The following is a 16,082-nucleotide window of genomic DNA, read 5'->3' on the forward strand; positions in this document are numbered from 1 at the left end:
GCACGGGGAATACTGTGAATCCAAAAGTCGGTTGCCTAATGGCAATTTTATTGCTGGCGGGGTGTGCTAAACAAACCCCTCCACCGCAAGCAAATAACGGGTGGCTGAAGAAAGCCCCTGAAGGTGGTTTCCTTAACGCACCGAAAAGCAGCGCAGGTTCAAGTACAGTTGCGTATAGCGATGTAATTAAACAAGCAGCCAGCCATTATGGTGTTGATGAAACTTTGATTAAAGCTATTATCCAAGTGGAGTCTGGTTACAATCCTGATGTGGTGAGTACTTCAAATGCGGTAGGGTTGATGCAAATTAAAGCCTCTACCGCCGGTCGCGATGCGTATCGGATGAAAGGGCGCAATGGTCAACCAAGTTCTGGCGAATTAAAAGATCCGGTGAAGAATATTGATATTGGGACGGCTTATATCAATATTTTGCAAAACCAGCAGTTAGCGGGAATCAGTGATCCGCAAACATTGCGTTATGCCACTATCGTTTCTTATGCTAATGGGGCAGGTGCCATGCTGCGGACTTTCTCATCGGATAAACGTCTGGCAGTGAATAAAATTAATAGTCTTAGCCCGAACGAATTTTATCAGCATATACAAAAGAAACATCCGGCCGCACAAGCGCCACGTTATTTGTGGAAAGTAGATACCGCTTATCGGGCGATGTCAGAGTAATATTAAAACGCTAACCGATGTAGTTTATGGATTCGGTAATTTGTATCAGTATAAACATCGGCTAGCGTTTCCCTCTATTACCGTCATACCTCAAGCTGCACATGCGTTGGCTATCTCAATAACCTTTCGGTAAATTCATCGGGGTCATCCTGTGTGCTAGCATAAGTTTCGCCCAATTTGTCTCTCGCTTGCCGCCTTACTGCAACTCGAATTATCTAGGGCATATATCCTGATAATGGGTTATGCAATGGCAGGCTGGTAATTTGCGATAATATCCAGCACTCCATTAATAATAAATTGCACGCCCATACACACCAGCAAGAATCCCATCAGCCGTGAAATGGCTTCAATGCCACTTTTACCGACCCAGCGCATAATGGCGCCAGAACTGAGCAGCGAGCCCCAGAGGATCAGTGAAACACTGAGGAAAATCAGTACCGGCGCTACTGTTACAACCCATGGGCTGAACATCGCATGGCCTTTTACCGAGGCCGCAGAACTGATTATCATCGCAATGGTTCCTGGCCCTGCGGTGCTGGGCATGGCCAATGGAACAAAGGCGATATTGATAGATTTTCGTTTCTTTAAATCCTGTGATTTTGCTTCTAACTGAGTATCCTCGGTTGATTGTTGTGGGAAAAGCATTCGAAAACCAATAAATGCCACAATCAATCCGCCAGCAATGCGCAACCCTGGAATGGAAATGCCAAAGGTACTCATGACGACCTGACCGGCGTAATAAGCCACAGTCATGATAAAGAAGACATAGATTGATGCCATTTTCGACTGCTGGTTACGCTCTTCGCTGGTCATATTGCCGGATAAACCGAGCAATAGGGCCACTGTCGTCAATGGGTTTGCCAGTGGCAGCAGGAGAACTAAGCCCAAGCCAATAGCTTTAAATAATTCGAGAATACTCTGCATTAATCTTGCTCCAAAAAAGATCTCAAACGTACCCGATGAAAGTAAAACATATCAGGTAATTAGCCCTGCGCCCGGTCAATATGTTTGCACACGACATTATTACTTACCTTGCCACTCTACGCGATACGTGAGGTAAAAGGCTATATCGGTATTATTTCCCAAAGTGACGGGCTGTATGACAACGCGACTTGTACCAATGCTATTTCAAGTCCTTGCAGATATGTGATGGAGATCAAATCTCTGGTTAGCAACAGTTGTTTCAACACGGTAGATCCAGAATATACTCGCCATACTTCAAGCTGCATGGGTGTTGGCCGCGTTGTTCGCCCCAGTGACTTACTTGAGTCAGTCTCAGGGAATTGACTCAACTGCCGCCTTTTTGCAACTCGAATTATTTAGAGCATAATCATATCGGCATCAATTTTGGCAAGGAATAGGGTTTTGTGCATTTGTGATATCAGTGTTGAAGATGAATATATTCGTCAGCCATTATCGGCTTCCGCAGCATGGGTGTTAGATACCCAAGCTGCACGTGCTCGCGGGCGGTTACGTTTTTTAAAACCTAAACGTGAAGCCCGGCCACGCTGGCGTCTGGCACCGCTCAAAGACAGCTATGAAATTCGCTTTTATCCTAATCGCCTGCCCGAACTGTGGTTTTTCAGTGCGGAAAATGCGGCCAGGAAGCGGCTCTAATGGCCTTTTATTCGGCGCATTTCGGTTTTTTGACAATGTTCTCTATCTCGGCCGGAGGCTGACATGGCATTTACGGATAATGAACGTAGCGCGTTGTTGGCCGTTAAGGGCGTAGGGCCGACCGTTGTTGCCCGTCTGGAGCAACTCGGTTTTACTTCGCTGGCCCAACTTGGTCAGGCTGATATGAATGAAATTGTGAGCAGTGCCGCAGCCATGGTGGGATCAACGTGTTGGAAAAATAGCCCTCAAGCACGCTCGGCAATTCAGGCGGCAATAGACCTGGCCAAAATGCATTCATCAGAGTGAAAGCATTTCAGCCGTTGTCTTCTGCTACCCTTTATTATTCCAATCCACCTCAACTCGCGAAGCTTATTTCTTTTTCTGTTCTGTAGCAGGGTATGGCATTAGTAAGTCATCCAATATCTGCATTCTTTCTTCTACGGGAATATACAGCCAACGCGTAAACCAAGGTGTTTTCTCCGTGCACTGCTGGTGGGTTTGGCGAAAGTAAAGTTCAAGTCCTGACAGAACGTCATTGATCTGTTTCATCGTATTTATCCCTTTCATTGACCAGTGAGCAAATCATAGGCAATGAAATACAGAAGAAAAACGGATGGAATGTATTTTCTTGTTCAGTATTTAGGGATATGGGGTTTAGCCGTATTAAAGAAGGAAATATCGATTGGAGGGCGCAGCTTTCGCTGTGGTGCGGATAATGACTAAAAATAAAACGCCCCGATTGCGTGAACAATCGGGGCGGCGTTCCAGTAACCATTGCTACACGGAAACGGAAATTTATTATGGGCACTTCCTGTAGAAATAGCAATACACCCAGTGTTACTCAAAAGCAATAGATCATAATGTAAATCATTGTTGGTGAAGGTAAGCACCTATACATAACTGACACTTGCTATCTGTATGATAAAATTTTATTCCTTCGCCAAAAGTTATATTTCACAAAAATACCCAGGCGATTCAATTGTTTGTCTTTAGCTATTATCGAAAACGCCTAATTCTAAAACAGACACATTTTCAATCCTCAGTACGCGTTTTAGCGATTGGGAGTTTGCTATGGTTGGCCCATTTATTAACAGCGCTGGAATAATCCTTGGCGGTATTTTGGGGGTATTACTTGCTCGTCATGTCCCCAAACGTTTGCAAGAGGGATTACCAGCAACATTTGCGCTGGCATCCATCTCTATTGGTATTGTGATGGTGGTGAAAGTAAGTTTTATGCCCGCCGTGATTTTGGCATTAATTATCGGGACGGCGATGGGGGAGTTATTATCACTTGAACAGGGTGTGAAATGGGGGGCAAACAAAACCCGTGGCTTATTGGAGCGTATTATTCCTTCACGTAGCACTTTGCCGCCACAGGAGTTTGCCCAAAGTTTTACAGCAATGATTGTGCTGTTTTGTGCCAGTGGGTTGGGGGTTGTTGGTTCTTTAACGGAAGGTATTACTGGTGATTTCCAACTGCTATTTGTGAAAGCCCTGATGGACTTTTTCACCGCACTAATATTTTCCATTTCACTGGGTATTGCGCTGATCGCAATTGCTATCCCTCAGCTACTCATCCAAATCGCGTTGGTTTTACTGGCAAAACTTATTATGCCCTACATGGATGATATCGCTTTTGCTGATTTTTCGGCTTGCGGTGGGATTATTATGATTGCAGTAGGATTACGAATTGCTCAAATTAAAGTATTTGCCGTGGTAAATTTTCTGCCCGCATTACTATTCGTAGTGCCCATCTCTTATTTGTGGCGTCATTTCATGACATAAAATTTGCTGATGCAGTGCGGATAGGTTTCTGAAACGGTAGGCTTCTTTGCAAATACTTATCATAGAAGCGACCGTTTCAGTGTGGTGTAATGATATGTTTTTATTTGATTATTTTCTGGCTAGCCAATTTTACGGCACAAAAACTTGCCTTTTATTACGCCATCAAAAAAACGACCTTTCGAAACGGCAGACATAAAATTCTGGTGAACGCGTTCAGGGACGCCAAGATATTGGTAAATCCCTTGTTCACGGAACTGTATCTCCAGCATGCGATTTTCAAGATCATAGCCAATCGACAAAATTCTGGAGGATGTAACAGGTTGTCGCTGCAATAGTTGACCCTCAGTTATACGGTGTTGATATTGTGCTGATCGTAGAGCAGTTTAAGGATGATAACTTTGTCGGCGATCATTATCACTGTTTGGTCGTAGTATTAATAGATTATTCGCTAGGTATTATTGTCATTGTATTAAGTGATGATAATATGACTCCACTTTATGACATGATCTGTGTCACAAAGTAAACTGTGTGTACAGTTGCGTACCAATATAACAAACGTGGGTTAAATTGATGTCGTAACTTTTTGAAATTAAACAATAATTACGTCTTGCATGTGATCTGTCGTGTGGGTCACCACTGTAGATAAGGAATTAGAATGCCTGTTATTACCCTTCCTGACGGCAGTCAGCGTCAATATGATCACGCCGTTTCTGCGCTTGATGTTGCATTAGACATCGGCCCTGGTCTGGCAAAAGCCTGTATTGCTGGCCGAGTGAATGGTGAACTGGTCGATGCCAGTGACCTGATAGAATCCGATGCGCAATTGGCCATTATCACCACCAAAGATGCTGAAGGTTTGGCGATTCTCCGCCACTCTTGTGCGCACTTGTTGGGGCACGCCATCAAGCAACTTTGGCCAGATACCAAAATGGCAATCGGCCCAGTTATCGACAACGGTTTCTATTACGATGTTGATATTGACCGCACTCTGACGCAGGAAGATCTGGATCTGCTGGAAAAGCGGATGCATGAACTTGCCGATAAAGATTACGACGTAATCAAGAAAAAAGTCAGTTGGCAAGAAGCCCGTGACATTTTTGCTGCTCGTGGTGAAGATTATAAAGTGGCTATTCTTGATGAGAATATTAGCCGTGATGATCGTCCGGGTTTATATCACCATGAAGAATACGTTGATATGTGTCGTGGCCCACATGTGCCGAATATGCGTTTCTGCCATCATTTTAAACTGCAGAAAACATCTGGAGCTTATTGGCGTGGCGACAGCAAAAATAAAATGCTGCAACGTATTTACGGCACGGCTTGGGGTGATAAGAAGCAACTGAATGCTTATCTGCAACGTCTGGAAGAAGCGGCCAAGCGCGACCATCGCAAGATTGGTAAGCAGTTGGACCTTTACCACATGCAGGAAGAAGCCCCTGGTATGGTGTTCTGGCACAATGACGGCTGGACCATCTTCCGTGAGCTGGAAACTTTTGTGCGCATGAAGCTCAAAGAGTACCAGTATCAGGAAGTGAAAGGGCCGTTCATGATGGACCGTGTTCTGTGGGAAAAAACTGGCCACTGGGAAAACTATGCTGAGCATATGTTTACGACGTCGTCGGAAAACCGCGAATACTGCATCAAACCAATGAACTGCCCGGGGCATGTCCAAATCTTCAACCAAGGGCTGAAGTCCTACCGTGACCTGCCACTGCGTATGGCTGAATTTGGTAGCTGTCATCGCAATGAGCCATCAGGCGCGCTGCACGGCTTAATGCGCGTACGTGGCTTTACTCAGGACGATGCGCACATCTTCTGTACTGAAGAGCAGGTTCGCGATGAAGTGAATAGCTGTATTAAGATGGTGTACGACATGTACAGCACCTTTGGCTTCGAGAAGATTGTCGTCAAGTTATCCACTCGTCCTGAAAAACGTATTGGTAGCGATGAGTTATGGACCCGTGCTGAAGATGATTTGGCCGCTGCGCTGACTGAAAATGGCATTCCATTTGATTATCAGCCGGGTGAAGGTGCCTTCTATGGTCCGAAAATTGAATTTACCTTGCATGATTGTTTGGATCGTGCGTGGCAGTGTGGTACCGTACAGCTCGATTTCTCATTACCGGGCCGCTTAAGTGCGTCTTACATCGGCGAAAATAACGATCGCCAGGTGCCAGTAATGATTCACCGGGCTATTTTGGGGTCAATGGAGCGCTTCATCGGTATTCTCACCGAAGAATATGCAGGCTTCTTCCCAACTTGGTTAGCTCCGGTACAGGTCGTGGTGATGAATATCACCGATAGTCAGTCTGATTATGTCCAACAAGTGACCAAAAAACTGCAAGATGCAGGAATTAGGGCAAAAGCGGACTTGAGAAATGAGAAGATTGGCTTTAAAATTCGTGAACATACGTTGCGTCGGGTTCCATATATGTTGGTCTGTGGCGATAAAGAGGTCGAGTCAGGCAAGATTGCCGTTCGTACCCGCCGCGGGAAAGACTTAGGAAGCTTGGACGTCAACGTGGTCGTAGACCAGCTGCTAACAGAAATTCGCAGCCGTAGTCTTCATCAACTGGAGGAATAAAGTATTAAAGGCGGAAAACGAGTTCAACCGGCGCGTCCTAATCGCATCAACAAAGAGATTCGCGCCACAGAAGTTCGCTTAACAGGCGTCGATGGTGAGCAGATTGGCATTGTCAGTCTGAATGAAGCTCTTGAAAAAGCTGAGGAAGCTGGTGTTGATTTAGTAGAAATCAGTCCGAATGCCGAACCGCCGGTTTGCCGTATTATGGATTACGGCAAATTCCTCTATGAGAAGAGCAAGTCGACAAAAGAACAGAAGAAGAAGCAAAAAGTTATTCAGGTCAAGGAAATCAAATTCCGTCCTGGTACCGATGATGGCGACTATCAGGTCAAACTACGCAACCTGATTCGCTTTCTGGAAGATGGCGATAAAGCCAAAATCACTCTGCGATTCCGTGGACGTGAAATGGCGCACCAACAGATCGGCATGGAAGTTCTTAACCGTGTCAAAAAAGATCTGACTGAGGATTCTGATTTGGCCGTTGTGGAGTCTTTCCCGACTCGTATCGAAGGTCGTCAGATGATCATGGTGCTCGCACCTAAGAAGAGACAGTAAGGCATTCAAGCAACAGGCTTCTCTACGCTTGCGTAGTTAAGAAGTCTGTTCGCCTAGCTAGCTCGTTGTAATTAACAATGCGAAGTGGATATATTCAATGCCAAAAATTAAGACAGTACGCGGCGCCGCTAAGCGCTTCAAAAAAACCGGTGCCGGTGGTTTTAAGCGTAAGCATGCCAACCTGCGTCATATTTTGACCAAAAAAGCTACTAAGCGTAAACGTCATTTACGTCCAAAAGGCATGGTATCTAAGAACGATCTAGGTTTGGTCGTAGCATGTCTGCCATACGCATAAGTAATTTTGGTTTGAATTAAGACGATAGGAGAAGTAAATGGCTCGCGTAAAACGTGGTGTGGTAGCTCGTGCACGTCACAAAAAAATCTTAAAGCAGGCGAAAGGTTACTACGGTGCCCGTTCGCGCGTTTATCGTGTTGCTTTCCAGGCAGTAATCAAGGCAGGCCAATACGCCTACCGTGACCGCCGTCAACGGAAGCGTCAATTCCGCCAACTGTGGATTGCACGTATCAACGCAGCTGCTCGTCAGAATGACATGTCTTACAGCAAATTCATTAATGGTCTGAAAAAGGCTTCTATTGAAATTGACCGTAAGATCTTGGCTGACATCGCAGTATTCGATAAAGTGGCATTCTCTGCACTAGTCGAAAAAGCGAAAGCAGCTCTGGCGTAAGTCAGAATTGAAGAGGGAGCTTGTCTCCCTCTTTTAATCTTTAGCTTATTAGTAAAAAGGTCATTGTTATGATGCATACAGTTACTTTTCGCTTCTTTTTTTACTTTAGCGCCTGATTCCAAGAGGCTTGCGCGTAAGAATAGAAACGAAAAATAACGCCTAAGCCTCCCATTGTGGAGGCTTTTTTGTTTTTACTCTACACCATTTATGGTGATGAGAGTGAGGGTATCGCGAATAAGGTATCTTGCTGATTTTGTGCGAAAATTTATTCAGGTCATCGAATTTTAACTAATTACATGTATCCTAAATCATTCGAGTTGCAAGAAGGCGGCAATTGAGCAGCAAATGGGTTGTAAACCACTTTGAACAGCGCACATGCAGCTTGAAATATGATGGATATAACTATAAGCGGGCCATACTGGCCAGAGGAAGAGAAAACAATGCCACATCTCGCAGAGCTGGTTGCCAAAGCGAAAGCAGCCGTAGAAGATGCCCAAGATGTTGCCGCGTTGGATTTGGTACGCGTCGAATATTTAGGCAAGAAAGGCCATTTGACCCTTCAAATGACATCACTGCGCGAACTACCAGCTGAAGAACGTCCAGCTGCAGGCGCTGTCATTAATCAGGCCAAACAAGAAGTACAAGAAGCACTTAACGCTCGCAAGGAAAAGCTGGAATCAGCGGTTCTGAATGCCCGACTGGCAGCTGAAACCATTGATGTCTCTCTTCCGGGGCGTCGTATGGAAAATGGTGGGTTGCATCCGGTCACTCGTACTATTGACCGCATTGAGACTTTCTTTGGTGAATTGGGCTTTTCTGTTGAGTCAGGTCCAGAAATTGAAGATGACTACCATAACTTTGATGCACTGAATATTCCTGCTCATCATCCCGCTCGTGCTGACCATGATACATTCTGGTTTGATGCCACTCGATTGCTGCGTACGCAGACATCTGGTGTGCAGATTCGTACCATGCAGGGCCAGCAGCCCCCGATTCGAATTATTGTGCCCGGCCGTGTTTATCGTAATGATTATGACCAAACACACACACCGATGTTCCATCAAATGGAAGGGCTTATCGTTGACCGCGATATCAGCTTTACCAATCTGAAAGGGACTCTGCATGATTTTCTGCGTAATTTCTTTGAAGAAGATCTACAGATTCGTTTCCGCCCATCTTATTTCCCGTTTACCGAGCCATCAGCTGAAGTCGATGTGATGGGCAAAAATGGTAAATGGCTTGAAGTGCTGGGTTGCGGCATGGTGCACCCAAATGTATTGCGAAACGTAGGTATCGATCCTGAGGTTTATTCAGGTTTTGCATTCGGTATGGGGATGGAGCGATTAACGATGCTGCGTTACGGTGTCACCGATTTGCGCGCATTCTTCGAAAATGATCTGCGTTTCCTCAAACAGTTTAAGTAAGGCGGGAATATCTCATGAAATTCAGTGAACTTTGGTTACGCGAATGGGTAAACCCAACCATTAGCAGTGATGATTTAGCGCATCAAATTACCATGGCCGGTTTAGAAGTTGATGGTGTAGATGCCGTCGCTGGCGAATTTAATGGTGTCGTTATTGGTCATGTTGTGGAATGTGGTCAGCATCCGAACGCAGATAAATTGCGGGTAACCAAAATTGATGTGGGCGGTGACCGCTTGCTCGATATTGTTTGTGGTGCGCCTAACTGCCGTCAGGGGCTGAAAGTTGCGGTGGCTACTGTCGGCGCGGTGCTGCCAGGTGATTTCAAAATTAAAGCGGCTAAACTGCGTGGTGAGCCATCTGAGGGCATGTTGTGCTCTTTCTCAGAACTGGCTATTTCAGAAGATCACGACGGTATTATTGAGCTACCTGCTGATGCGCCGATTGGTGTTGATGTGCGGGAATACCTGAGTCTGGATGACAAAACTATCGAAATCAGTGTCACGCCTAACCGTGCGGATTGCTTGGGTATTATTGGTGTAGCACGTGATGTCGCGGTTCTGAATCAGCTGCCATTAACTGAGCCTGATATGAGCCCGGTGGCACCGTCTATCAATGACAGCTTCCCAATTCGAGTTGATGCTCCACAAGCTTGCCCACGTTATTTGGGCCGTGTTGTGAAGGGGATTAATGTTAAAGCGGCCACACCATTGTGGATGCGCGAGAAATTACGCCGCTGTGGTATTCGTTCAATTGATCCTGTTGTTGATGTCACTAACTTCGTTCTGTTGGAGTTGGGGCAACCGATGCATGCGTTTGATTTGGACCACATTGAGGGCGGGATCGTTGTTCGTCTGGCATCTGAAGGTGAGGAGTTAACGTTACTGGATGGCGCAAAAGCCAAATTGAATGCAGACACTTTGGTCATCGCCGATCAGCAGAAACCTTTGGCAATGGCGGGCATTTTCGGCGGCGAGCATTCAGGTGTTAATGAAGAAACTCGCAATGTATTGCTGGAGTCTGCATTCTTTAGCCCATTGTCAATTACTGGTCGTGCGCGTCGCCATGGTCTGCACACGGATGCTTCCCATCGTTATGAGCGCGGTGTTGACCCTGCATTGCAGCACAAGGCGATTGAGCGTGCTACACGCCTGCTGATTGATATCTGTGGCGGTGAAGCTGGCCCTGTTATTGATGTCACGGCGCCGGAAGAATTACCAAAACGCGCCACTATTACATTACGCCGTGAAAAACTGGATCGTTTGCTCGGTCATCATGTCGCTTCCGAGCAGGTCAGCGACATTCTGAGCCGCTTGGGTTGCCAGGTGACGCAGCAGGGTGCTGATTGGAAAGCCGTGGCACCAAGCTGGCGTTTCGATATGGAAATCGAAGAAGATTTAGTGGAAGAAGTTGCGCGTATTTATGGGTATAACAATATTCCAGACGTGCCTATTAAAGCTGATTTGGTGATGACAAAACATCGCGAAGCGAACTTGTCTCTCAAGCGTGTCAAAACAGCTTTGGTCGATCATGGCTATCAGGAAGCAATTACTTACAGTTTTGTTGACCCTAAAGTACAAGCGTTACTGCATCCACAACAAGACGCATTAATTTTGCCAAATCCAATCTCTGTTGAGATGTCTGCGATGCGCTTGTCATTATTGACAGGTTTGCTGTCCGCAGTGGTTTATAACCAGAACCGTCAGCAATCGCGCTTACGTTTATTTGAAAGTGGTCTGCGCTTTGTGCCTGATAGTAATGCAGATCTTGGTGTTCGGCAGGACGTAATGCTGGCTGCTGTTATCGCGGGTCACCGTTATGATGAACATTGGGATCTGGCGCGTCAGCCAATCGACTTCTATGATTTGAAGGGTGATCTGGAAGCAATTCTGGAACTTACCGGCAAATTATCTGATGTTCAGTTCCGCGCAGAAGCTCATCCTGCACTGCATCCTGGGCAGAGTGCTGCAATTTATTTATCAGGCGAACACATTGGTTTCATTGGTGTAGTTCATCCTGAACTGGAACGTAAGCTGAGTTTGAATGGTCGCACTGTGGTGTTTGAAGTGCAGTGGAACAAGCTTGCAGACCGCGCTGTGCCTCAGGCCAGCGAGATTTCGCGCTTCCCAGCAAACCGTCGTGATATCGCTGTTGTGGTGGCTGAAAACGTTCCCGCAGAAGATATTTTGGCGGAGTGTAAGAAAGTTGGCGCAAATCAGGTAGTTGGCGTAAACTTGTTTGATGTGTATCGTGGCAAGGGCGTAGCAGAAGGTTATAAGAGTCTGGCTATTAGTCTGGTGTTGCAGGATACCGCACGTACACTGGAAGAAGAGGAGATCGCCGCTACTGTCGCAAGATGTGTAGAGGCGTTAAAACAGCGATTCCAAGCATCCTTGAGGGATTGAACCTATGGCGCTTACTAAAGCTGAAATGTCAGAACATCTGTTTGAAAAGCTTGGGCTTAGCAAACGTGATGCAAAAGATCTGGTTGAGTTATTCTTTGAAGAAGTACGTCGTGCTCTTGAGAATGGCGAACAGGTCAAACTGTCTGGCTTTGGCAATTTTGATCTGAGAGATAAGAACCAACGTCCGGGCCGTAATCCGAAGACGGGTGAGGACATTCCTATTACGGCGCGCCGTGTGGTGACTTTCCGTCCAGGGCAAAAGCTAAAAAGCCGGGTAGAGAGTGCCACTCCAAAAGAGTGATTTTTTCCCGAAACAAAAGGCCGCGCAAGCGGCCTTTTTCTTGCCTCCGAGTTAGGGACAAGAGAGTTGATATATTCGGGCTTAACTTACCTCGGTCATGTGATGAGAGACACGGGTATTGCTATAATTTAATATCTCAGCAATGGGTGGGAGCATACAATGAGATAGGCTATTAAATTCAATGGTGCTAATGATGTTCAGTTTTCAATCTGCAATAATAAAAATCATGCTGAATGTGAATGAGGGTGTTTTTAATAAAACAGCCTGACTCACGCTCAATTATTCAATAATAAAAATTGGATTTTCTTATTGAAAATTAATTTTAATCTATCTGGCTGTTATGGTCTTTAATTAATAATGATTATTGTAATGCATGTGAGGCCCACCCCCACCATGTCCACCACCGCCACCATGTGGCGGGAAGAGACAGCAAGCCGAAAGCATAGAACTCAATAAGAGCACGCTCAACATTAATGTGATATGTCGCATTATATTTATCTCACAGTTTAATCAGAGGATTGAAACAAGAAAAGCGATTCTAATACAATATAAAATTAGTGATTGTCAGTTGTGTGTTAAGAAGTGTTAGAAACGGTAGGGAATAAAAATATGCGACATGAAATGATTGTATGAATTTAGTAAGCAGTATGCAATGAAATCGAAAATGGGAAATTGTCCGATAGATGGAATTTATTTTCGCTGATATAAATTTATCAACTGTTAAATAATATATTCGGATTGATATGAAAAAATATCTGCTATTACTGGGCGTCCTGTCATTAATGCCCCTGGTCGCGCAGGCTGATGTATCACTGGACATCAATATACCCGGAGTCAGTTTGCATTTAGGTGACCAGGATAACCGTGGTTATTACTGGGATGGTTATGATTGGCGTCCACCACAATGGTGGCATGAGCACCGTGGCGGTCATATCGGCGATCGCAATGAACGCGGTTATTATTGGGATGGCGGGCGTTGGCAGCACCCACCTATGGGTGATGGACATAATCCTTTCCGCGGGCAGGATCATGGAGGCCAAGAGCATAATTCTCGTGGCCCCAGTGGCAATCAGCCGCAATATAATGAAAATAATGGGCATAACCCAGCAGGAAATAATGGGCCAGACAACAGGGGTAAGCCGGGGGGGCGCAAATAACCCCGGTGGTCAGAATAATAATGGTGGCCAAGGTCATCAGCAGGTCTACCCGCAGCAAAATAATGGCAATCGCCGATAATCAATAAAAGGCAGCGCTAACGTTGCCACTGGAATCAGTGGGCAACGTTAGCGTTTTCTTGCAATAAAAAGTCATATTCTTCATGCAAAACTTCCCCTCATCCGCTTAACCCCCTACTATCAGTGCCTAACAATGAATATCAAACTTTGATACTTATCAGCGCTCTTCAGGTAAGTCCTGAGGCAATGACCGAGGATGTCATGCAGACCAGTCAGTTATTTACCGCACTTCAACAGCGGCAACAACAACGTGATCACCGATATCTCAAAGGGCTGGTGGTTATATTATTTTTCGCGTTGCTCATTAGCTTGTGTGTTGGTGATATTTGGATTTGGCCGACTCAATGGTTTAGCGAAACCGGACAATTGTTTGTTTGGCAGTTGCGTTTGCCTCGAGCATTGGCGGTGATGATGGTAGGGGCAAGCCTTGCGGTATCGGGTGCCGTGATGCAGGCATTGTTTGAGAATCCATTAGCCGAACCCGGCTTGTTAGGTGTAGCAAATGGTGCCGGTGTTGCATTGGTCATGGCTGTTTTGCTCGGGCACGGGTTGCTGCCCATCTGGTTTTTAAGTGCTTGCGCAATTGCGGGAGCCTTATTTATGACGGTGCTGCTGTTGAGTTTTGCCCGCCGACGTTTATTAACCAATGCCCGTTTGTTGTTAGTCGGCGTCGCTTTAGGGATCGTTTGCAGCGCTATTATGACGTGGGCCGTCTATTTCAGTACCAGCCTGGATTTACGCCAGCTAATGTATTGGATGATGGGGGGATTCAGCGGTATTGACTGGCGACAGCAGGGGTTAGTGCTCGCTTTGGCCCCCATTGTTTTCTGGCTTTGCTGCCAAGGGCATGTCCTTAATTTTATGTCACTTGGTGAGCAGCAAGCTCAGCAATTAGGCATTTCTCTTCATCTATGGAGAAACTTATTAGTGCTCGCTATTGGGCTATTAGTGGGTATTAGTGTGGCGCTGGCTGGTGTTATCAGTTTTATTGGTTTGGTCATTCCGCATATTTTACGTTTGACGGGGTTGACCGATCAGCGCCGATTATTGGCAGGGTGCGCACTGGCAGGGGGCGGAATACTGTTATTCGCTGATGTTGTCGCACGTATTGCCTTATTCTCGGCAGAATTGCCTATTGGGGTAGTGACAGCAACCTTGGGGGCGCCATTATTTATCTGGTTGCTGACACGTGTTAAAAGTGTAAAGTGATTTTCCTTACACGGGTTAATGTTCCGGTAGGTTCACCTGTTTATCATTGCTGAAATAAGGACTCCCCTGATGAGTGATTCAATTTATTCCATCCCAGTAAAAACGATTGAAAGCCAATCAGTTAAACTGGAAAAGTATAAAGGTTCAGTTTTGCTCGTGGTTAATGTGGCTTCCCAATGTGGTTTAACCCAGCAATATGAAGGTTTAGAAAGGCTCTATAAAACATATCAGCAGCAGGGCTTTGAGGTGTTGGGTTTTCCAAGCAATGAGTTTGCGGGGCAAGAGCCGGGGAGTGATGAAGACATTCAGGCATTCTGCCGCGGTACTTTTGGTATTGATTTTCCGATGTTCAGCAAAATTGAAGTCAATGGCCCGCAGCGGCATCCTTTATATCAGCAACTGATCGCGGCGAAACCTGTTGCTGTAAAACCTGAAGGTAGTGAGTTTTATCAGCGTTTGGCGAGCAAAGGGCGTGAGCCAAAGCAGGCCGGTGACATTCTGTGGAATTTTGAAAAATTCTTGATTGGTCGCGATGGTGTAGTACTTGAGCGTTTTGCTCCTGATATGACGCCAGAAGATCCCATTTTGATCAATGCGATTACTCGCGCATTGGCTGCTCACTAATTTACGGATGAAAGATTTATTTTGATGTTATTGCAACTCAGCAAAGTCAGTGTAGATACACGTCTTGCTCCTTTTTCTGCGCAAGTCGCTGCTGGGTTGCAAACGCATGTGATAGGCCCAAATGGGGCAGGGAAGAGCACCTTGCTGGCCGCATTGGCCGGATTATTACCCTCGGCAGGGGCCGTTACACTCGAGGGGACGCCGCTATCTTTCTATTCGGGGCACGATTTAGCTCGCCGGCGGGCTTATTTATCTCAACAGCAATCGGCTTTGACCATGATGCCGGTCTTCCAATACCTTTCTCTTTATCAACCCACCGCTGCACCTTCGGACGCCATCGCGGTGACGATTGGCTATCTCTGTGAAAGATTACGATTAACGGACAAATTGCCCCGTATGTTGTCACAACTTTCGGGCGGAGAGTGGCAGCGAGTTCGGCTGGCGGCTGTTTTTCTGCAAGTGTGGCCCGACGTTAATCCGGAGAGTAAATTGTTGTTACTTGATGAGCCATACACTGGCCTTGATGTCGCGCAAAAAGTGGCGCTGGACAGTTTGTTACGCGAGTTTTGTGCGGCGGGTCGTAGTGTAATAATGAGTGTTCATGACCTTAACCACACTTTACAACAGGCCGATCAGGTTTGGTTAATGGCGCGTGGCCATGTTCTTGCTCAAGGGGTAACCCAACAGGTAATGCAAACAAGTATTCTCTCAGAGGTCTTTGAAGTTGATTTTCAAATACACAGCTTTAATCAACAAAACTGGATTATTACACAAGGCTTTTAACCGTAATATTTAGCCATTATTCCTCGTCTATTATTCCCAATGACGAAAATTTATCGATAGTTTTTATTTCGGTATTTCATCTCTGATGAAGACAATTAGCGCTGATATTTAATGGTATTAGTGTGTTTTTTATACAATTAATAATACCAAAAAACGCTGATGTCAATCTGCAACAATCCCGCCAAAGACGACCGCAA

Annotated in this window: 19 protein-coding genes, 1 pseudogene and 1 other annotated feature; of the genes and pseudogenes, 17 read left to right on the forward strand and 3 right to left on the reverse strand. The window is 45.8% G+C overall.

Features of this window, described 5'->3' with window-relative positions; all coding sequences use genetic code 11:
* The first annotated feature begins 14 nt into the window (after positions 1–14).
* Positions 15–677, forward strand: a complete 663-nt coding sequence (locus F0T03_RS09835; RefSeq protein WP_011816222.1) for a transglycosylase SLT domain-containing protein — start codon at positions 15–17, stop codon at positions 675–677.
* 240 nt (positions 678–917) lie between these two features.
* Here F0T03_RS09835 and F0T03_RS09840 read toward each other — a convergent pair whose 3' ends face one another.
* Positions 918–1,601 carry a MarC family NAAT transporter gene (locus F0T03_RS09840; protein WP_145555561.1) on the reverse strand — a complete coding sequence of 228 codons (684 nt, stop codon included), beginning with the start codon at positions 1,599–1,601 and terminating at the stop codon, positions 918–920.
* An 84-nt stretch (positions 1,602–1,685) separates the two neighbouring features.
* Here F0T03_RS09840 and F0T03_RS09845 point away from each other — a divergent pair, with 84 nt between their 5' ends.
* From F0T03_RS09845 to F0T03_RS09855, 3 genes are all read left to right on the forward strand, one after another.
* Positions 1,686–1,964, forward strand: a complete 279-nt coding sequence (locus F0T03_RS09845) for a hypothetical protein (protein ID WP_159678114.1) — start codon at positions 1,686–1,688, stop codon at positions 1,962–1,964.
* Positions 1,965–2,042: 78 nt separating this feature from the next.
* The gene (locus tag F0T03_RS09850; RefSeq protein WP_162526929.1) at positions 2,043–2,294 is read left to right on the forward strand and encodes a hypothetical protein; all 252 of its coding nucleotides are present in this window, start codon (positions 2,043–2,045) and stop codon (positions 2,292–2,294) included.
* Positions 2,295–2,357: 63 nt separating this feature from the next.
* Entirely contained in the window at positions 2,358–2,600 is a 243-nt protein-coding gene (locus F0T03_RS09855) for a helix-hairpin-helix domain-containing protein (protein ID WP_145555564.1), read from the forward strand.
* A gap of 63 nt (positions 2,601–2,663) precedes the next feature.
* Here F0T03_RS09855 and F0T03_RS09860 read toward each other — a convergent pair whose 3' ends face one another.
* Entirely contained in the window at positions 2,664–2,843 is a 180-nt protein-coding gene (locus tag F0T03_RS09860) for a hypothetical protein (protein WP_159678116.1), read from the reverse strand.
* A gap of 522 nt (positions 2,844–3,365) precedes the next feature.
* On the opposite strand from F0T03_RS09860, the gene F0T03_RS09865 reads away from it, so the two are divergent.
* On the forward strand, positions 3,366–4,079 hold the full coding sequence (locus F0T03_RS09865) for a DUF554 domain-containing protein (protein ID WP_159678118.1): 714 nt from the start codon (positions 3,366–3,368) through the stop codon (positions 4,077–4,079).
* Positions 4,080–4,198: 119 nt separating this feature from the next.
* Here the strand turns inward: F0T03_RS09865 and F0T03_RS09870 are convergent, their stop codons facing one another.
* Positions 4,199–4,411 (reverse strand): KTSC domain-containing protein, encoded by a 213-nt coding sequence (locus tag F0T03_RS09870; RefSeq protein WP_145555567.1) that lies wholly within the window; start codon positions 4,409–4,411, stop codon positions 4,199–4,201.
* Between the two features lie 323 nt (positions 4,412–4,734).
* Here F0T03_RS09870 and thrS point away from each other — a divergent pair, with 323 nt between their 5' ends.
* The 12 genes and pseudogenes from thrS (at position 4,735) to btuD (ending at position 15,885) form a co-directional block, all read left to right on the forward strand.
* Positions 4,735–6,663: a threonine--tRNA ligase gene (thrS, locus tag F0T03_RS09875; protein ID WP_159678120.1), complete on the forward strand. Its 1,929-nt coding sequence runs from the start codon at positions 4,735–4,737 to the stop codon at positions 6,661–6,663.
* Between the two features lie 3 nt (positions 6,664–6,666).
* Complete coding sequence (gene infC, locus F0T03_RS09880) at positions 6,667–7,218, forward strand: translation initiation factor IF-3 (RefSeq protein ID WP_011816226.1); 552 nt, start codon at positions 6,667–6,669, stop codon at positions 7,216–7,218.
* Between the two features lie 97 nt (positions 7,219–7,315).
* Positions 7,316–7,513 carry a 50S ribosomal protein L35 gene (gene rpmI / locus F0T03_RS09885; RefSeq protein WP_004713020.1) on the forward strand — a complete coding sequence of 66 codons (198 nt, stop codon included), beginning with the start codon at positions 7,316–7,318 and terminating at the stop codon, positions 7,511–7,513.
* A gap of 37 nt (positions 7,514–7,550) precedes the next feature.
* Positions 7,551–7,907, forward strand: coding sequence for a 50S ribosomal protein L20 (rplT, locus tag F0T03_RS09890; protein ID WP_004393357.1), 357 nt, complete (start codon positions 7,551–7,553; stop codon positions 7,905–7,907).
* Positions 7,908–7,974: 67 nt separating this feature from the next.
* Positions 7,975–8,097 (forward strand) — a sequence feature (Phe leader region).
* Entirely contained in the window at positions 7,979–8,023 is a 45-nt protein-coding gene (gene pheM, locus F0T03_RS21890) for a pheST operon leader peptide PheM (RefSeq protein WP_353739714.1), read from the forward strand. It overlaps the preceding feature by 45 nt.
* Before the next feature lie 250 nt (positions 8,098–8,347).
* Positions 8,348–9,331, forward strand: a complete 984-nt coding sequence (gene pheS / locus F0T03_RS09900) for a phenylalanine--tRNA ligase subunit alpha (protein ID WP_145555583.1) — start codon at positions 8,348–8,350, stop codon at positions 9,329–9,331.
* 14 nt (positions 9,332–9,345) lie between these two features.
* Positions 9,346–11,733, forward strand: a complete 2,388-nt coding sequence (gene pheT, locus F0T03_RS09905) for a phenylalanine--tRNA ligase subunit beta (RefSeq protein ID WP_159678122.1) — start codon at positions 9,346–9,348, stop codon at positions 11,731–11,733.
* Between the two features lie 4 nt (positions 11,734–11,737).
* A complete protein-coding gene (gene ihfA / locus F0T03_RS09910) occupies positions 11,738–12,034 on the forward strand; it encodes an integration host factor subunit alpha (protein ID WP_002211830.1) in 297 nt (98 codons plus the stop codon).
* A gap of 743 nt (positions 12,035–12,777) precedes the next feature.
* Positions 12,778–13,270: pseudogene (locus F0T03_RS09915) on the forward strand (DUF2502 domain-containing protein).
* Positions 13,271–13,470: 200 nt separating this feature from the next.
* The gene (gene btuC, locus F0T03_RS09920) at positions 13,471–14,478 is read left to right on the forward strand and encodes a vitamin B12 ABC transporter permease BtuC (protein ID WP_159680809.1); all 1,008 of its coding nucleotides are present in this window, start codon (positions 13,471–13,473) and stop codon (positions 14,476–14,478) included.
* A gap of 69 nt (positions 14,479–14,547) precedes the next feature.
* A complete protein-coding gene (locus F0T03_RS09925; RefSeq protein ID WP_159678124.1) occupies positions 14,548–15,102 on the forward strand; it encodes a glutathione peroxidase in 555 nt (184 codons plus the stop codon).
* Between the two features lie 24 nt (positions 15,103–15,126).
* Positions 15,127–15,885 (forward strand): vitamin B12 ABC transporter ATP-binding protein BtuD, encoded by a 759-nt coding sequence (btuD, locus tag F0T03_RS09930; RefSeq protein WP_162526930.1) that lies wholly within the window; start codon positions 15,127–15,129, stop codon positions 15,883–15,885.
* Positions 15,886–16,082: the final 197 nt, after the last annotated feature.

The organism is Yersinia canariae, from assembly GCF_009831415.1.
In the GTDB taxonomy this organism is placed as follows: domain Bacteria; phylum Pseudomonadota; class Gammaproteobacteria; order Enterobacterales; family Enterobacteriaceae; genus Yersinia; species Yersinia canariae.